Below are 17,643 nucleotides of genomic sequence, written 5' to 3' on the forward strand. Positions count from 1 at the left end.
ACAATACAGTAAAAAACCGAAAATTAATTGATTATCAAGCTTATTCAAACGGAATAAATATAGAATCTATTGCTTTTACCATAAAAATCATTGAATCTGGGTATTGCCAATTCCAACTCTGATACGAAAATGCTTCATTTGGCGTTAATACCAATAGAATTTAATCCGAATCCCTGTAAAAACCTTGTTTATGCATGTACCCTGCATCGAACAAAAGGTCAGCAAAATTATTTTGCATTCCTTTGTAGTGCTGTGCCTTGTGCTGTTGAAAATTTTGCCTGCTAATGCGCAGAAATTCATCTTCCAGGAGGGGGTTGAAGATATTAACTTCCCGGTTCTTTCCTCTGATCCAACAACAGGATGGCTTAAATACTGGCAGGAAACCAACAGCATGTTTGTTTCCCAACCTTACAGCACACTGATGAGAACTGATTCTGTATCCCGCTCAGGTAAGTACAGTGCTCGCTTTCAGCTCGACAGGGCTGAATATCCCGACAATATAAAAAGAATCAATGCAGGTTCTGAACTGATATGGAATGATGCCTGCAAAAACCCAGATTATGATCTGGCATGGATGGCTTTATCCGTTTACCTTCCTGAATGGTGTTATGGTATACCTGAAGGAGCTCCTGAAAGCGTGGTGTTTAATGTGCATGATTATCCTCTCCCTTGCGGAACAAGTTCACGCTGGACTAACCCTATGAATATCTGGGTGAGAAATAACCGTTGGATACTAACCATCACTGCTGATAAAAATGATGTTCAGGCCAATTCGGGAGCAACATTGGTAACAAAGGAGTATGATATGGGACCAATCGAAACTGATAAATGGACAGACTGGGCAATAAACCGCAACTGGACAATTGCTGATGATGGGTTCGTGAAGGTTTATAAAAATGGAAAACTTCTTGTAGATCATAGAGGCCCCAATTGGTATGGAGGTAATTTTGCCAAACTTCCATATATCAAGATGGGTATCTACAAATGGCCCTGGCTAAATAGCTGGAATGAAGCATGGGGAAGCCGGATCTCGCGCAAAAGAGCGATTTATATTGATGATATAAAAATGGGTACAAGCGAAGCTACGCTGCAGGATTTTCTCTATACCGATCAGGTGGCTCCAACGCCCAACTCCTTACCTTCTGTTAATGCCGGTAGCGATCAAACAATCCAACTACCCAAAAACTATTTAACCCTTACCGGAACAGCAAATGATAAAGATGGCAGTATCAGTTCCTACACATGGTCACTAGTCACAGGACCTTCCGGGTCTATAATCGCTACCCCAACCAACGCTTCCACTTCCATTACCGGCCTCGTAAATGGCTCCTACACTTATAGGCTCACCGTTACAGATAACCAGGGAGGCAAAGCAAGTGATGATGTGAAATTAACAGTACTAAATGCTACTGTGGTGAATCTCCCCCCTGTGTCAAATGCAGGCAACGACCAGACCATCAATGACCTTGCAGCAACTGCATACCTCGATGGAACTGCATCTTCTGACCCGGATGGATCTATAGCCACCTATTTGTGGGCACAGATCGCCGGACCATCCAACGCGGTAATTTCCAATACCAGCCAGGCCAAATCACCCGTTAGCTTCCCCTTAAAAGGAAACTATAGTTTTGCCTTAACTATAAAGGATAATAATGGTGCAGCAGACAGTGATACAGTCAGCATCTTGGTAGACCCCATAAACGCAGTTGCGGCCAATATAAACCCCCTCGCAAACGCGGGGCAGAACCAGGTTATTGCTTTGCCAAAGAACCATACTTTTTTAGATGGATCGGCTTCTGTAGATCCGGATGGAACCATCAACACTTATAACTGGCAGCAGGTGAATGGTCCTAATAATGCCAAAATTGAAAAACCAACCTCATCTTTTACCAATATTACCGGCCTAAATAGTGGCAAATATGCCTTCCGGTTGACGGTAACAGATAATCGCGGAGGATCAGCAAGTGCGGATGTAACGGTGGAAGTATGGGCGGAAGCTATTGCCAATAAAAAGCCTCAGATTATGATGCCCTCCACCTTTAGGGCAGATATAAGCATGATAAATGATATCACACTTGATGGTAGTGCCAGCTATGACCCAGATGGAACAATTGTCAGATACAAATGGGATCTGCTGGAAGGACCAACCCAGGCGCTAGTACATGAGAGTTCAGCAAAGGAGACTAAAGTGAGTGGTCTGCAGGCCGGAAACTATTCATTCCGCCTTACGGTAACAGATAACCTCGGCGCTACAGCTGATAAAAATATTGTGTTATATGCTGTAAGTTCTATGAATGACAATCAGCTTAAGTTATTCCCCAATCCAAATAATGGCAACTTCCAGTTTAAATTACAAACTCCTGCCACGGGTAAATGTGAGGTACTGGTATACGCCGTTTCAGGGGTATTATTATATAAGGAAGTATTCACTAAAGAAACAGCCCTTATTTCCAGACCTGTAGATATAAGATCGTTGCAATCGGGAACTTATTTTTTAAGTGTCAGGATCAATGATCAACCCTCACCCATAGCCGGAAAAATACGAAAGCTCTAAAGAGTTTTTTCTTATTCTAAAATGGAAAAAGCCTGATTTTTCACCAGAAATCAGGCCTTTTTGCGTCGCAACATTAATTATTATTATAATATAAGTGCTAAACTACTGTTAATGTTTTATATGTACATTATCAATGGTTCATTTTATAATTTAGTGAATAAGAATACATTATAAAATTATTGAAAATAACTACACAAGTTATTCACATACACAATAAAAAAAAATCGGTGGCATGAGTTTTGCCTTTTTCTGGCTTTTCCTATAAAAACCAGGTTATGTCGCTGATTAATTTACCCAATTCTAAAGCCCGTCCTGTGGGTTTGAAGCTTTTTTTACTCTTTTTTATCTTTTGCTTTCAATTACCGGTGGTAGCTCAGAAACTGATCTTCCAGGACGATGTTGAAAGTAGTAGTTTTCCCAGTCTCACCGGTGTTCCTACTACCGGTTGGTTAAAATCATGGCAGGAAGTTAACAGTATCAGTATTTCTCAGCCATTTAGCAAAATGATCCGTAGTGATTCGTTTAAACGTGCCGGATCTTACAGCGCAAGATTTCAACTTGACAAACCCTATTCTCCCTATGATCAATATCGTCAACACGCGGGAGCTGAATTGATCTGGAATGATGCATGCAATTATCAGACCCTTGATATGCGTTGGATCGCGCTTTCATTATATATACCTAAATGGAGCTATCAATACCCTGAAGGTGCCCCAGAGAGCATTGGTTTCAATATTCATGATAAACCCCTTCCTTGTGGTACAAATTCCAAGTGGACAAATCCAATGCGGATTGGAATTATAAACAACCGCTGGATCTGCGTTATCAGTTATGATAAGGGAGATGTGCAGGCAAATTCCGGTAGTACAATCAAGTCTATTGAATATGATCTTGGACCGGTAGACACAGACAAATGGACAGACTGGGCAGTTAACCGTAACTGGACCACCGCAGATAACGGTTTTGTAAAAGTTTATAAGAATGGCCAGCTTGTTGTCAATTATACCGGCCCCAACTGGTATGGTGGTAATTTCTCCAAAGTACCATATATAAAGGTTGGTATATATAAATGGCCCTGGCTTGCAAGTTGGAATACCTCCTGGGGAAATACCATTGCCAAACGCAGGGTTGTTTATGTGGACGAATTTAAAATTGGAAACAGCACAGCTACCCTTGCAGATGTTTCACCTGCTGGCGGATCAACCTCAACCACCAATACTGCCCCGGTAGCTAATGCAGGAGCTGATAAAATTGTAACCCTCCCCACTACATCTACCACACTTACGGGTAGTGGAACTGATCAGAATGGGAGTATTGCATCATATGCATGGTCCAAAGTGTCTGGCCCCACAGGCGGAACTATTCAGTCCCCCTCCAGTGCAAGTACAAATATTACATCTCTTGCCGCTGGTACATATGTCTATCGTCTAACAGTAAAAGATAATGCTGGTGCAACTGATACAGATGATGTTCAGGTTATAGTTTCCAGCTCCACCACAAGCGGCAATCTGGCCCCTATCGCAAATGCAGGGGTAAACCAGAATCTTTCGACCGGCACAAGTTGGGGTTATCTCGACGGCCGTGCTTCAAGTGATCCGGATGGAACCATCAGTTCATACCAGTGGTCACAGGTATCAGGTCCAACCACAGCATCAATAGCATCGCCCACTCAGGTGAGGACAACAGCAGGTGGACTGGCAAATGGAACCTATTCCTTTCGGCTGACCGTAATGGATAATGATGGAGCAACTTCCTCTGCTACCACAACTATTGTAGTAGGCACCCAAACGGTGGTAGCTAATAATGCACCAACAGCAAATGCCGGTGCCGATAAAGCAGTTACCCTGCCAACCAGCTCTGTATCCGTTTCTGGTTCAGGAACTGATTCAGATGGTACTATTGCAGGCTATACCTGGACTAAAATATCAGGACCTTCGGGTGGTACCATTCAATCACCTTCTTCCAGCAGTACCACTATCTCCAGCCTTACGGCAGGAACTTATGTTTACAGGTTAACCGTTAAGGATAACGACAATGCAACATCAACTGATGATGTTCAGATAAATGTTGCACAGGCACTCTCTAGCAATGCCAGCCCGGTTTCTGTAGCTGGTCCCAACCAGACCATCACCTCACCCAGCAACTGGATCTATCTTGATGGCAGATCTTCTTATGATCCCGACGGAACGGTAACGTCTTATCAGTGGAGCCAGATTTCAGGTCCTAATACAGCACAGATTGGTGATGTAAATGCATCGCGCACTACAGCATCTTTCCTAACTGTGGGTACCTATATCTTCCAATTAACTGTAAGAGATAATGATGGCGGTACTGGTACCAGTAGTTTTACTCTCGTAGTAAACGGTACAGGAACGGCCAATAAGGCACCAACAGTAAGCGCTGGCAATAATGTCAGCATTGTACAGCCAACCAGTTCAATTACACTTATAGGATCAGCAACAGATTCAGATGGATCAATCAGTAAATACGCATGGAGTTTTGTATCTGGTCCAGGCGGATCTTCTATCCAGTCTCCATCAAACTCTGCTACCAATGTTACCGGCCTAACAACCGTGGGCACATATACGTACCGGTTGACTGTAACCGATAATAGCGGAGCCACAGCATCGGCAGAGGTTAGTGTTTCGGTTCTTGCCGCTCCTTCCAATATTGTAAGCGGACAAGCCCCGGTTGCGAATGCCGGATCAGATGTCAGCATCACATTGCCAACAAACTGGGCATACCTTGATGGAAGAAGTTCCTTTGATTCTGATGGTACTATTGTAAGTTATAACTGGGCCCAGATCTCGGGACCATCAACTGCTTCTATAACGGATGATCACCAGGCAAGAACTGCAGCAGGTGCACTGGGAACTGCAGGTACTTATACCTTCCGGTTAACGGTAACAGATGATAAAGGAATGTCTAGTTCAGATACCAAGAGCATAATTGTAAGGTCAAGCACCACAAGCTCTAACAATTCAGTTTCCTCGGGAATGGAGCAGACAAGTACCACAACAACAAGTACCACCACAACCGGCACCACTGTAACGTCACCTGTTAATACAACCACTCAGTTTAAGACTTATCCTAATCCATTCAATAATAACCTGACTTTACTGTTGAATACACCTTCTTTAGGTAAAACTACAATCCAGGTATATAATATGGTTGGATTGCTTGTTCACCAGGAAGTATTCAACAAAGACCAGATAAGTATTACAAAGAAGATCAATCTCGTGAAATTGATACCGGGAATGTATGTTTTAAAGGCTACTACCGAACGTGATGCACCTATGACAACTAAGATTGAAAAACTCTGATAAAAAAGTTTTTCTTAAAGAAAAGGCCGTCTCAAATGAATGAGACGGCCTCTTTTTTTTAAGCCCACCTCCACAGATCATCAATCCTGTATTATTCAATATATTATAAAAACATGGCATATTTTTTGTTGATAATATGACTTTTAGTAAATTTCATTTTACTGGAATTCGGGAGCCATTTTCAATTACCCAAAGGGGTATAAAATAGGGACCAGATAGGGACCAGATAGGGACCCCGAGTATGGTTCTAGCTTGGAGATAGCTAAGTATTTCGGTAACTCTCTTAATCCAAAACCTGTAAGAAAATGCCTAAAAACATCTCTAACAAGAAAATTGACGGCTTTAGTGGAAAATACCTCAAATCGCATTATCTCCAGGTCAGAGGCGACCGGCAATACCTAAAACGGAATCCCGACCGTAGAGGTCACAAGAAAAAGCCCAATGAGGAAAAAAATCAATTAAGATTTAAAGATGTTAATATTTATGCACGTAGTGTGGTACATGACCCGGCCAGTAAAGCATTCTACACTCCTTTTAGGGAAACCCTGAAACAAAGTGAATATGTTATGGCCATTGCTGACGGAATGGTGCCACCAACAATTGAGTCCATTGATCAGAATGGTTATACCGGACTTGCGGGACAAAACCTGATGGCAATTGCAACGGATAATTTCCAGGTTATGAAGGTTGTGTTTACTATCCTGGATCCTAACGGAATTTCACTGGAAACCGGCCTTGCCATCCCTGCCGAAAAAGAAAATCAATGGAAATATATAGCCCGGAAAGACATTTTATCTGTCTCTGGAAATCAGGTACAGGTAGAAGCCTTTGATCGACCTGGTAATAGAACCGTCGCTCTTCTACTGTTAGATGAGCCTGTCAAAATATAAATACCATCTTCTAATATTTTTGTCACTCATCAGAAGGCCGTCTCAAAACTATTTGAGACGGCCTTCTGATTTTATAATTAAACTTCTTACCTGAGTTTTATTAACCGGGAAGTAAATACTTCTTGCGGTGTAACAACTTTGACCATGTACACTCCGGCTAACTGATCGAGCATTTCACCCAGTGAGAAATTATTGGAGCCTTTCAGGAGTTCAACATTTCTTTGAGAAACCCTTGCACCCTGCAGATTAAATAATTGAATAGAAGCCGATGTTTTCTCCGCAACGGTCACATTGATAAATGCCTGGTTAATAACGGGGTTTGGAGAGATCGTCAAACCTGGTCTGAGTGAGCCATTATCATTGATCCGAACCACCTGGCTATATACAACACCACCTGTTTTGCGGGTCGCTTTGATCCGGTAAAATACCTGACCGGTTATATTTACATCTGCATAATTATAAACTTCCTTACCACTGGTAGCCTTCCCGAATAATTCCGTTAACATGCTGAAATTAGTTCCGTTTGTACTACGCTCCACTGCAAAGCGAACGAAATCACTATTCTCTTCCACATCCCACTTTACATTATTGGTGTTGCCGGTGCGCCTAACAAATAAGGATAACGGGTCAACGGGGAGAATTGAAAAATTCTCTGGAAGGTTATTGAAACTCACAAGCCCAATTCCATTTGAATTTACGATAGCTGGAACAATCGGTACGGGCGTTAAAGGATCCGGGTCAGTAGCTGGGTCAGTAAATCCACCTTTATATGAACGAAAAGAGACTGATGTAGGATTAGTCAGGGTTCCAGTATTACGGGTAAATTTCAATTTTATCTTAGTTGGGATAGAATTTTTTCCTAAAGGTCCGTTATCAACTTCAATATTATTAATAGTGTAGTTGCCCCCATTCAAAACAAAAAGTGTATCTAACTTATCTTCCTCTTGAATATAAAAATCTGCAGTACTATTTAACTCCATTACAAGTTCTGATGCAACACCATTACTTTCAATAGAAAAATAAAATTTTACGGGAATAGGGGCATCAATAGTACCTTCTGGATAAGTTCTTCCATAAAAATCTCGCGAAAGTAAATAGAGAGCACGTTCACCAATTTTTTTATAGCCAGACTGAAAATAATAATGACAATTACCTAAAGTACCTCCCTCAAATGCGTGTGGGATTCCATTTGTTGAAACTAAAGTGACATATGGAAAGGAAGGATTAGCAGCAAATCTTCTTATACCATCAGCAATTTCTGCAGCATCCTCTTCATTTCCCCAACACCCGAATCTTGTTTGGAAAATATAAACTCTTTGCAATCCTGGATAGTCAGATTTCCAGGAAGAGACCAATATTTCTAACTCAGATTTATACTGATCTCCATTCAATATTACACCTCCCCCACCACCCCAGTTGCTTTCACCCTGAAACCAAAAAATAGCACGAATATCCTCAAATACTCCCCCCTCTTTTGATCTGTGAATGGCGCGACCATATGTGGTGTTTACATCAAAATGGTCAGTTTGTGGCATGTAATATGAAATTGGTTTTCCATCAACAGCATGATTGATAATTGCAACAGGAATTCTCTCTGTTTCAATTAGTTTTGTAGCCATCCATATTCCCCATTGACCAACATTACCGGTATCTCTGAAGTTTGCGTTTCCGTCTCCACGGTACCACTTCTTAACCATTGTATTATAATCTGTAAAACCTGATTGGTTAACATCGGATGAATTGCCATACGCCCTAATAAACTGGCGATAAGTTTGAACTAAAGGATCATTATTTGCATTGTTACCACCGGAGAAGGGTTTTTTAATTGATGCAGACGCATTCGACTGACCTTGAATCATGTAAACATCACCTGCAACAACTTTTATTGCTTCTATTAAAGGAAGTGTAGATTGAACATTGTTATCAATTCCGAATAATTGGAAACGATAATTCTGGAGTTCAGCGAGTAACTCATATTCAGCCTTGAATTCCCTGCTGGAATTAACGGAAATCTCAATATTTTGAACTGAAATTACGTAATTATCTAAATCATAAGATGAGTTGTTATCTTTAGTAATGATCAAGCGTAGAGATTCATACGGAGATCCAACCTCCAGTTTTCCTTTAACCCTAACAGTAGCCCTATTAGTTGTTGTTTTACGTGGATATAACTGACTTGTTTTTGGAAAGCTGTCCAACACCTCAAATTGCGCATAAACACCTGCTCCAACAGCGCAACAAAGTACAGTTAGCAATAGATACCTGCACAAAAATTTTACCTGACTCATCTTAATGTCAATTGTTAATTTCAAATAATAAGCTAATGGAATTCAGGTAGGAAAGTTGGACGGATTAAATAGGCAGACATACAAAGTTATATCTAATTTTCACATTATGAAATCCTTACAGGAAAAGCTTTTCAGTATTTATTGACAATTGGATTATTACCGGATATTATGCAGAATATACAACCAGTTCCAACCTCCTGAAAGCAATCAAATAATAGATCCAGATCGAGTTTTTACGATACTAAAGACCCGTTTTTCTTTCGCCAGGTAACATGTATTCCCCTCCCGATCACCAGCATAATCCAGCATATCAAAACTGGGACCATCACGTTGAAAAAACGGGGGTAGGCGCTTAAAAGCAGCGTAATTCCAAAATAAAATACAATAAACATCGAAAGGAAATGGGCAAACAGATCATATAATCTGAATCTGTATATATATATGAGTAAAGCAACTAAAATACTTACCAGGAAAAATGAATTAATAACGATCCTGATCATTGCTTTGTCGGACTGTACCTGGTAGGAAACCGGAAAATTAAATAATAACCGACCGGCATTAGAAATAATATTCCTCACATATTTGACTGGATGATTACGTATATTATTGAACGCCAATTCTTTATAGGCCTCATCTCTTTCCAGCCCCTCAAATTTGTCTACATAATCCATCGCTGGTTTATGATTCCGTAATAATTCGCGGTACTCTTCTGACATCAAAGAACTGTCTCTTGTTCTCATCACCGGCAAATTGAACCAGTTTCCATATTCCTTTTCGAAAGGGGTTGACATACAATAGAGTGACATCCCCCCACTATCGGCCAGCATAAAGACTTTCCTGCTGATGGTATAGGTATATATCAAATAGGGGGAAATCCCAATCAATGTGACCAAAAGCAGGAAAAAAATATTGTTACTAAAATTTTTGGCGGCCGGCTCAAGTTTTGATTTTAGTAGAAATATTGCCCCAAAAATACCCAGTAGTAAAAGCCATACATACCCAAAAATAACCTTGGTTAAAATCAAAAAGGCAAATAAAAGTCCGGTGAGAATGATATCCCTTCTTCGTGGTTGCAGGTAGATCTTATGCAGCCCATAAATAAACAATGTTATCAGCAATACAGTAAGCGGTTCAGTTAACATATCCGGGATCTCCTCATATGCTAAAAAATACAAACCCCAAAAAACAGATAACCCCAGCGCCACCTTATTTTTCGTGAGTAAGCGCAGATTTTTATATAGAAATACCACTGAAGCATACTGGAAAAAGGCATTCATCAATCCAGCTGTAATAAAAGGCAGCTTGAACAAAACAATCGGAACTATAACCAGCGGATAACCCGGACCATTCCATAAACGCTGTATTCCTTCTGGCTTGTAATAAGATCCATCAATGATATTTCCAGCAAAAATGTAATAGCGTAATTCATCCCCCTCTAACGAATCACGATGGAAAAGAAAAACAATAACGACATATAATAACAAAAAAGGAAGGAAAACCAACCAGGGGTTTCCAAAAACTCCCCGCTTTATATGCGTCATAAACTGAGTTTATTTATTTGAACAACCCATATTTCAGGATGCAATAAATTGCCCTGAAGCCATCCCGCCATCCTATTTTTTTCCCTTCTGCATAAGTACGCCCGAAATAAGAAATCCCCACCTCATATACTTTAACATTGGGAATTCTGGCAACCTTCATAGTAACCTCAGGTTCAAATCCAAAGCGCTTTTCCTTTAAATCGAGACTCTGAATAATGGGCGTCCTGAACATTTTATAACAGGTCTCCATATCAGTGAGATTCAAATTGGAAAACATATTGGAAAGAAAGGTCAGGAATTTATTCCCGAATGAATGCCAGAAGAAAAGTATCCGGTGGGGATGCCCTCCCATAAATCTTGATCCGAAAACAACATCAGCTCCACTCCTGTTTACAGTACTTATCAGCAGGTTGTATTCTTCCGGATCATATTCAAGGTCGGCATCCTGGATAATCAGGTAATCTCCGGTCGCCTTTGCAATGCCAGTATGCAGTGCGGCCCCTTTGCCTTTATTGACCTCGTGTTTTATATAGGTAAGGGGAAGATCTTTATTTGCTTCGATATACCTCAAAATTGATTGTTCGGTATCATCAGTTGAACAATCATTAACAAGGATGACGTCTTTTTCAACGCCATTCAATAGTTCTACTGCTTTAATTCTGTCAAGGATCAGGTGAATGGTTGGACCTTCATTGTAAGCCGGAACTACTATCGACAATTTTCTCATTACTTCTGGGATCTATCGGGGCAAATAAATAAAAACTATTTAACCGGTGCAAGTTTTGGTAACAAAAAAGCCCCGATGCATAAGCAACGGGGCTCCTATAAAAATGGCTGAGACTATTAATAACCCATATCTCCCATGCCACCACCTGGCATTGCCGGAGCATCTTCTTTCTTAGGTTTGTCGGCAACAACACATTCTGTTGTAAGCAACATACCAGCAATAGAAGCTGCATGCTCAAGCGCTACGCGACCAACTTTAGTTGGATCAATTACGCCTGATTTAAAGAGATTCTCAAATTCTTCGGTGCGGGCGTTGAAACCATAATCACCTTTTCCTTCGCGGATTTTGTTGATGATAACACTTCCTTCAAGGCCGGCATTCTCAACAATGATGCGGATAGGAGCTTCCAGCGCGCGACGAACGATCTGTGCACCCAGTTTCTCATCTTCATTGCTGCTGCGGAAACCATCAAGGGCACTGATAGCACGGATGAATGCAGTACCACCACCTGGAACAATACCTTCTTCAACAGCTGCGCGTGTTGCGTGAAGGGCATCATCCACACGGTCTTTCTTCTCTTTCATTTCAACCTCTGTGGCTGCACCAATATTAAGAACAGCTACACCACCACTTAGTTTTGCAAGACGCTCCTGCAACTTCTCACGATCGTAATCGGAAGTAGTTGATTCGATCTGGGCCTTGATCTGGTTGATACGTGCAGTGATATCTTCTTTCTTACCTTTTCCACCAACGATAACAGTGTTATCCTTATCAATGGTGATGGAAGAAGCCTGACCAAGATAACTCAGGTCTGCGTTCTCCAGCTTGAAACCCTGCTCTTCAGAGATCACCACGCCTTTTGTAAGGATCGCGATATCCTGCAGCATTTCCTTACGACGGTCACCAAAGCCAGGCGCCTTTACAGCAGCCACTTTCAACGTACCGCGAAGTTTATTCACTACCAATGTAGCTAATGCTTCTCCTTCGAGATCTTCTGCAATGATCACCAACGGACGACCACCCTGTGCAACTTTCTCCAGAATATGCAGGATGTCTTTCATAGCACTGATCTTCTTGTCGTAGATCAGGATATAAGGACTCTGCAGCTCAGCTTCCATTTTCTCACTGTTGGTAACAAAGTATGGAGAGATGTAACCACGATCGAATTGCATACCTTCTACAACTTCAACTGTTGTGTCAGTTCCTTTTGCTTCTTCAACGGTGATAACACCATCCTTACCAACTTTCGCCATTGCTTCAGCAATCAGTTTACCAATTGCTGGATCATTGTTTGCAGAAATAGTTGCAACAGCCTCGATCTTTTTGGTATCGTTTCCAACAGTCTGGCTTTGATCTTTCAGCGCAACAATTACTTTTTCAACAGCTTTATCAATACCGCGCTTCAGGTCCATCGGATTGGCACCTGCTGCAACGTTCTTCAACCCTTCAGTGATAATGGCCTGAGCAAGAACAGTAGCGGTGGTTGTGCCATCACCTGCAACATCAGCAGTTTTGCTGGCAACTTCTTTAACCATCTGGGCGCCCATGTTCTCGATAGGATCTTCCAGTTCAATCTCTTTTGCAACGGTAACACCATCTTTAGTAACCTGTGGTGCGCCGAATTTCTTTTCTATAACTACGTTACGACCCTTTGGTCCAAGCGTTACTTTCACCGCATTTGCGAGGGTATCAACCCCTTTCTTCATGCGGTTACGTGCTTCGATATCGAAGAATATCTGTTTTGCCATAACTATATAATATTAAATTGTTTGCGGATTGTTATTTGGAATTTGGTGTTATACGATGGCGAGAATATCGCTTTCACGCATGATCAGGTAATCACCTCCATCAACCTGGAGTTCAGTTCCGGCATACTTGCCATATAAAACTGTGTCACCTACTTTTACAGTAAGGGGCTCATCTTTTTTGCCAGTACCGGCAGCTACTACTGTTCCACGCTGGGGCTTTTCTTTTGCAGTATCAGGAATAATGATTCCACCTGCGGTCTTCTCTTCAGCAGGGGCTGGTTTAACAACCACCCTGTCATGCAAAGGAGTAATGTTCAACTTCTTAGCCATATTATTTGGTTTTAAATTAAGTGAATTATTAATTGGAGCGTTGCTCCTCAAGGATTGCAAAGAGAACGAATTATATGCCAATACGTTAAAAAACGTTGAGAGAAGCCATATTTGCAGTTTTAACACCTTCTGTCGGTCTCCTTTTGTCCGTTTATCGAAAAATGCCTGTTTGGTTGTGCCAATTTTTCCGGTGTGCTTGTAAGTACGACAGTCCTTTTGTATGTTTATCTCCTATCCGATCCCATACCATGAAATACATCCTGATGGCTTTTACAGCCCTTACCCTGTATTCCTGCAGCAAATCTGTTGCAGATGATCCCAACCTTACCATCAATGAAGAGGATGCGACCATCCAATGGTGGCGTTATAGTTGCGGAACTTCCTGTGAGGCTGCCGCCTGGGTGCTGCTGCTGGAAAATGGAACGGCCTTTGAAGCTGACGCCCTTCCCCAAAATTTTCAACAAGACGATGCTGAAGTAATTGTCAAATATAAAAAAACGGGAAGAAAATCACCTGTTGAACAGGGCACAGGCCTTGAGCAGGTAAGGATCCTGAATATCCGTCCCAAATAAGGCTTTTCAATCTGTTTGGTCGCTGCCCTGAAATCCTGTAGATTTGCCGCTTCAACAAAGCTCTTGAGAGGTATGATCAGCAGACGAAATATCCGGGTAAAAGTAATGCAAACCCTCTATGCACTGGATTCGATGGACCAGGCCGCAAAACCCGGAGAACCGGTCAGGTTACTGAAAAGACAATTTGACCAGACCCGACAATTACTTGTATATGTGATCCATTTCCTTACTGAAGTTGCCCGATATGCTGAAACCGATTCAAGGAACCGCGCTTCAAAACACCTTCCCAGCGCTGCCGACCTGGTTGTTAATACCAAGATCGCTGGCAACTCCCTGCTCTGGAAAATACTTGAAGACCAATCTTTCATCAGTGCAGTGAAAGAAGAAATGGTTGACAGATATCTCGACAAAGAACTTATCCGGAAAATATACCACCAGCTCGCCGATTCAGATATATATAAAGAATATATTTCTGAACAGGGTCGTGATCCAAAAACGGAGAAGGCACTGATAGATTATATTTATAGTAACCTACTTATCACCAACGAGGCCTTCACCAGCCACCTCGAAGAACATTTCAATAACTGGGATGATGATTGCGAGATGGTCAACCTTCTTGTTCAGAACTACCTCAGCAAACCCGGCACTTATAATTTCCATGAGATCCTCAGTGCTGACAAATGGCAATTCGCCAAAAGCCTGGTAGAAACTGTTCTCGATAAAGACGCACTCACACTGGATCTTATCAAACCCAAACTTAAAAACTGGGATCCCGACAGGATCGCTACGCTTGACATGATCCTGATGAGAATGGGGGTTTGCGAATTCCTCTATTTCGAAACCATTCCACCCAAGGTCACCATCAATGAATATATCGACCTGGCAAAGGAATACAGCACACCCCAAAGCGGACAATTTGTCAATGGTATATTAGACAGCATACATAAAGACCTGCTGCGCGATGACAAATTTCAAAAAGTAACATATAAAAAATAGTGACCTTAAAATTGATCAAACCCATGCGTAAACTGATCTTATCATTTATGGTGGCGGCCCTGCTTGGTTCATGCCACCAGATCACCCGGAATGAAACCTCAAATGAACCTAAATTTCCCATGGCCACAAATGCCGCCACTGTTTCAGAGGACAGCTCGATGTTCACAAAAATTGAATGGCTCGACAATGATCTTGACCTTGGCAAAGTGAAAGAAGGCCAGAAAGTAGATGTGGCCTTCCGGTTCCGGAACACCGGCAAAAAACCTCTTATCATTTATTCTGTAAATCCAGCCTGCGGATGTACGGCAGCAGAGCCACCGAAAGAGCCCATACTGCCAGGTGCGGAAGGTGTAATTAATGCGAGCTTTGACAGCAAGGGCCGTGTTGGTACAAACCAAAAATCGATTGGTGTTAACACAAATACTTTCGGAACCACCAACCATAACCTCGTTTTCAAAGTAGAAGTAGAAAAAAACTGACTATTTCCAAATCAATAACTTTATATCTCAAACAACAATTCACATGACCAATCTATTCTTCTTACAGGCGGCCGGGGGATCTGCGGCAACCACGCAATTAGTGTTACTAGGTGGTATGATCCTCGTATTCTGGCTTTTCATGATTCGCCCCCAGGCTAAAAAAGCAAAAGCTGCCAAGCAATTCCAGGAAAATATGCAGAAAGGTGACAAGATCGTTACCATCGCCGGTATTCACGGTACAATTAATAAGGTGAACGAAGACGGTACACTGATGCTGGAAACCAGTCCGGGTAGCTATATGAAGATCGAAAAATCTGCTATCTCCCTTGAGTGGACACAGAATATCAACAAAGCAGCTGCCACCATCGCTGATAAAAAATAATGCTACGCGTAGGCATCACCGGTGGAATCGGTAGTGGTAAATCTATCGTAGCCAGGGTCTTCGAAAACCTTGGAATTCCGGTGTATAATGCTGACACCGCGGCAAAGAGACTGATGGAAGATGACCCTGAACTCAGGGCTTCCATCAGTTTTCTTTTTGGTGAAGATGCTTACCTGAATGGAAAGCTCAACCGCTCCTATATTTCATCTGTTGTTTTCAAAGACCAACAAAAACTGGAAGCGCTCAATGCACTGGTGCATCCTGTCACCATCCGCGACGGAGAAACCTGGATGAAAAAACAAGAGAGCCCTTATGCCATCAAGGAAGCGGCGTTGATCTTTGAAAGCGGCACCCAATCTCATCTCGACCTGGTGATAGGTGTATCGGCACCAAGGCATATCCGTATTCAACGGGTGATACAACGCGATAATGTAACGAGGGAAGATGTGCTGAAAAGAATGAATAACCAGATCAGTGAGACCATCAAAATGCGTTTATGCGATCACGTTATCATCAACGATGACGCGCAACTGGTAATACCACAGGTACTCCTGCTTCACGAAGAGCTGCTAAAAAAAGCTGCCCATAAGAGCAGCTTTTAATATTTATCATTTAAGTTTTGCCAATGCATCTTTAATTCGCTGCATCCCCTCCCTGATCTTGGGAAGGCTGTTAGTATAAGCAATACGGATACATTTATCCTCGCCAAAAGCTTTTCCTGTTACCGTGGTAACATGGGCTTTCTCCAATATATAAAAGCAAAGCTCATCCGAGTTATTCACGGTAGTTGTTCCATCAGATTTTCCAAAATAGGACGACACATCCGGAAACACATAAAAGGCTCCATCGGGCTCATAGCAGCAAACACCTGGTATATCTTTCAATAGCTCCAGGATAACGTTTCTTCTCTGTTCAAATTCCTTTACCATCGCCTTGCTGGAAGAAAGGTCTGAGGTTAAAGCGGTAATGGCAGCTCTTTGTGTTACAGCATTTGCACCACTGGTGATCTGCCCCTGGATCTTTTCACAGGCTTTCACTATTTCAGGAGCACCGGCAATATAACCAAGCCGGTATCCCGTCATGGCAAAACCTTTACTGAGTCCGTTGATGATCACCACCCTGTCTTTTATTTCATCAAACTGTGCAATGCTCTCATGTTTGCCAACATAGTTGATGTATTCATAGATCTCATCACTCATGATATAAACCTCAGGATGATTCTTGAATACCCCTGCCAGTCCGGCTAACTCTTCCTTTGTATATACTGCTCCTGTTGGATTACAGGGAGAAGAGAACATGAATAGTTTGGTCTTGGGAGTAATGGCAGCCTCAACCTGCGCCGGCGTTACCTTATAGCCCGATTCAGCCGTGGTGCGGATCATAACAGGAATACCTTCCGACATTTTCACGATCTCTGAATAGGATACCCAATATGGTGTAGGGATCACTACTTCATCGCCAGTGTCTACGAGTGCCATGATCAGGTTCGCGATGCTTTGCTTTGCACCTGTTGATACCAGGATGTTTTCGGGTTTATAATCGAGATTATTATCCCTCTTTAATTTAGTACAGATGGCTTCTCTCAATTCAGGATATCCAGCCACGGGGGGGTAATGGCTCCAGTTTTCTGCCACTGCTTTCTTGGTGGCTTCCTTAATATGCTCGGGAGTATCGAAATCCGGCTCTCCCAAACTAAGGTCGATCACATCAAATCCCTTGGCTCTTAATTCACGGCCCATTTTGGCCATACGCAATGTTTCGGGTTCGGCGAAACGCTGCAATCGCGATGATAATGACATTTCTTTGTAAAAAT

At 42.1% G+C, this 17,643-nt stretch carries 14 protein-coding genes; 8 read left to right on the forward strand and 6 right to left on the reverse strand.

What is annotated here, in order from left to right:
- Positions 1–190: 190 nt before the first annotated feature.
- From HY58_RS12195 to HY58_RS12205, 3 genes are all read left to right on the forward strand, one after another.
- Entirely contained in the window at positions 191–2,554 is a 2,364-nt protein-coding gene (locus HY58_RS12195) for a PKD domain-containing protein (RefSeq protein WP_039132342.1), read from the forward strand.
- Positions 2,555–2,829: 275 nt separating this feature from the next.
- Positions 2,830–5,877: a PKD domain-containing protein gene (locus tag HY58_RS12200; protein ID WP_039132345.1), complete on the forward strand. Its 3,048-nt coding sequence runs from the start codon at positions 2,830–2,832 to the stop codon at positions 5,875–5,877.
- 305 nt (positions 5,878–6,182) lie between these two features.
- Positions 6,183–6,767: a hypothetical protein gene (locus HY58_RS12205; RefSeq protein WP_039132347.1), complete on the forward strand. Its 585-nt coding sequence runs from the start codon at positions 6,183–6,185 to the stop codon at positions 6,765–6,767.
- Positions 6,768–6,853: 86 nt separating this feature from the next.
- Here HY58_RS12205 and HY58_RS12210 read toward each other — a convergent pair whose 3' ends face one another.
- The 5 genes from HY58_RS12210 to groES all read right to left on the reverse strand — a co-directional run bounded on the left by HY58_RS12210 (position 6,854) and on the right by groES (position 13,401).
- Positions 6,854–9,055, reverse strand: coding sequence for a sialate O-acetylesterase (locus tag HY58_RS12210; RefSeq protein ID WP_039132350.1), 2,202 nt, complete (start codon positions 9,053–9,055; stop codon positions 6,854–6,856).
- A 233-nt stretch (positions 9,056–9,288) separates the two neighbouring features.
- Positions 9,289–10,596 carry a hypothetical protein gene (locus tag HY58_RS12215; protein WP_039132352.1) on the reverse strand — a complete coding sequence of 436 codons (1,308 nt, stop codon included), beginning with the start codon at positions 10,594–10,596 and terminating at the stop codon, positions 9,289–9,291.
- Between the two features lie 13 nt (positions 10,597–10,609).
- Positions 10,610–11,323, reverse strand: coding sequence for a glycosyltransferase family 2 protein (locus HY58_RS12220; protein WP_039132354.1), 714 nt, complete (start codon positions 11,321–11,323; stop codon positions 10,610–10,612).
- A gap of 116 nt (positions 11,324–11,439) precedes the next feature.
- On the reverse strand, positions 11,440–13,071 hold the full coding sequence (groL, locus tag HY58_RS12225) for a chaperonin GroEL (protein WP_039132356.1): 1,632 nt from the start codon (positions 13,069–13,071) through the stop codon (positions 11,440–11,442).
- Between the two features lie 48 nt (positions 13,072–13,119).
- Positions 13,120–13,401 (reverse strand): co-chaperone GroES, encoded by a 282-nt coding sequence (gene groES / locus HY58_RS12230; RefSeq protein ID WP_039132358.1) that lies wholly within the window; start codon positions 13,399–13,401, stop codon positions 13,120–13,122.
- 263 nt (positions 13,402–13,664) lie between these two features.
- Between groES and HY58_RS12235 the strand changes: the two genes are divergently transcribed.
- From HY58_RS12235 to coaE, 5 genes are all read left to right on the forward strand, one after another.
- Positions 13,665–13,973, forward strand: a complete 309-nt coding sequence (locus HY58_RS12235; RefSeq protein ID WP_172644658.1) for a hypothetical protein — start codon at positions 13,665–13,667, stop codon at positions 13,971–13,973.
- A gap of 72 nt (positions 13,974–14,045) precedes the next feature.
- Entirely contained in the window at positions 14,046–14,969 is a 924-nt protein-coding gene (gene nusB / locus HY58_RS12240; RefSeq protein ID WP_039132362.1) for a transcription antitermination factor NusB, read from the forward strand.
- Positions 14,970–14,992: 23 nt separating this feature from the next.
- Positions 14,993–15,448: a DUF1573 domain-containing protein gene (locus HY58_RS12245; protein WP_039132513.1), complete on the forward strand. Its 456-nt coding sequence runs from the start codon at positions 14,993–14,995 to the stop codon at positions 15,446–15,448.
- Between the two features lie 43 nt (positions 15,449–15,491).
- A complete protein-coding gene (gene yajC / locus HY58_RS12250) occupies positions 15,492–15,830 on the forward strand; it encodes a preprotein translocase subunit YajC (RefSeq protein ID WP_039132364.1) in 339 nt (112 codons plus the stop codon).
- Complete coding sequence (gene coaE, locus HY58_RS12255; protein ID WP_039132366.1) at positions 15,830–16,432, forward strand: dephospho-CoA kinase; 603 nt, start codon at positions 15,830–15,832, stop codon at positions 16,430–16,432. Before yajC ends, coaE begins: the two co-directional genes overlap by 1 nt.
- A gap of 6 nt (positions 16,433–16,438) precedes the next feature.
- Here coaE and HY58_RS12260 read toward each other — a convergent pair whose 3' ends face one another.
- Positions 16,439–17,629, reverse strand: coding sequence for a pyridoxal phosphate-dependent aminotransferase (locus HY58_RS12260; RefSeq protein WP_039132368.1), 1,191 nt, complete (start codon positions 17,627–17,629; stop codon positions 16,439–16,441).
- Positions 17,630–17,643: the final 14 nt, after the last annotated feature.

Origin of the sequence: Flavihumibacter sp. ZG627 (assembly GCF_000814325.1) — a bacterium.
Classification (GTDB): domain Bacteria; phylum Bacteroidota; class Bacteroidia; order Chitinophagales; family Chitinophagaceae; genus Flavihumibacter.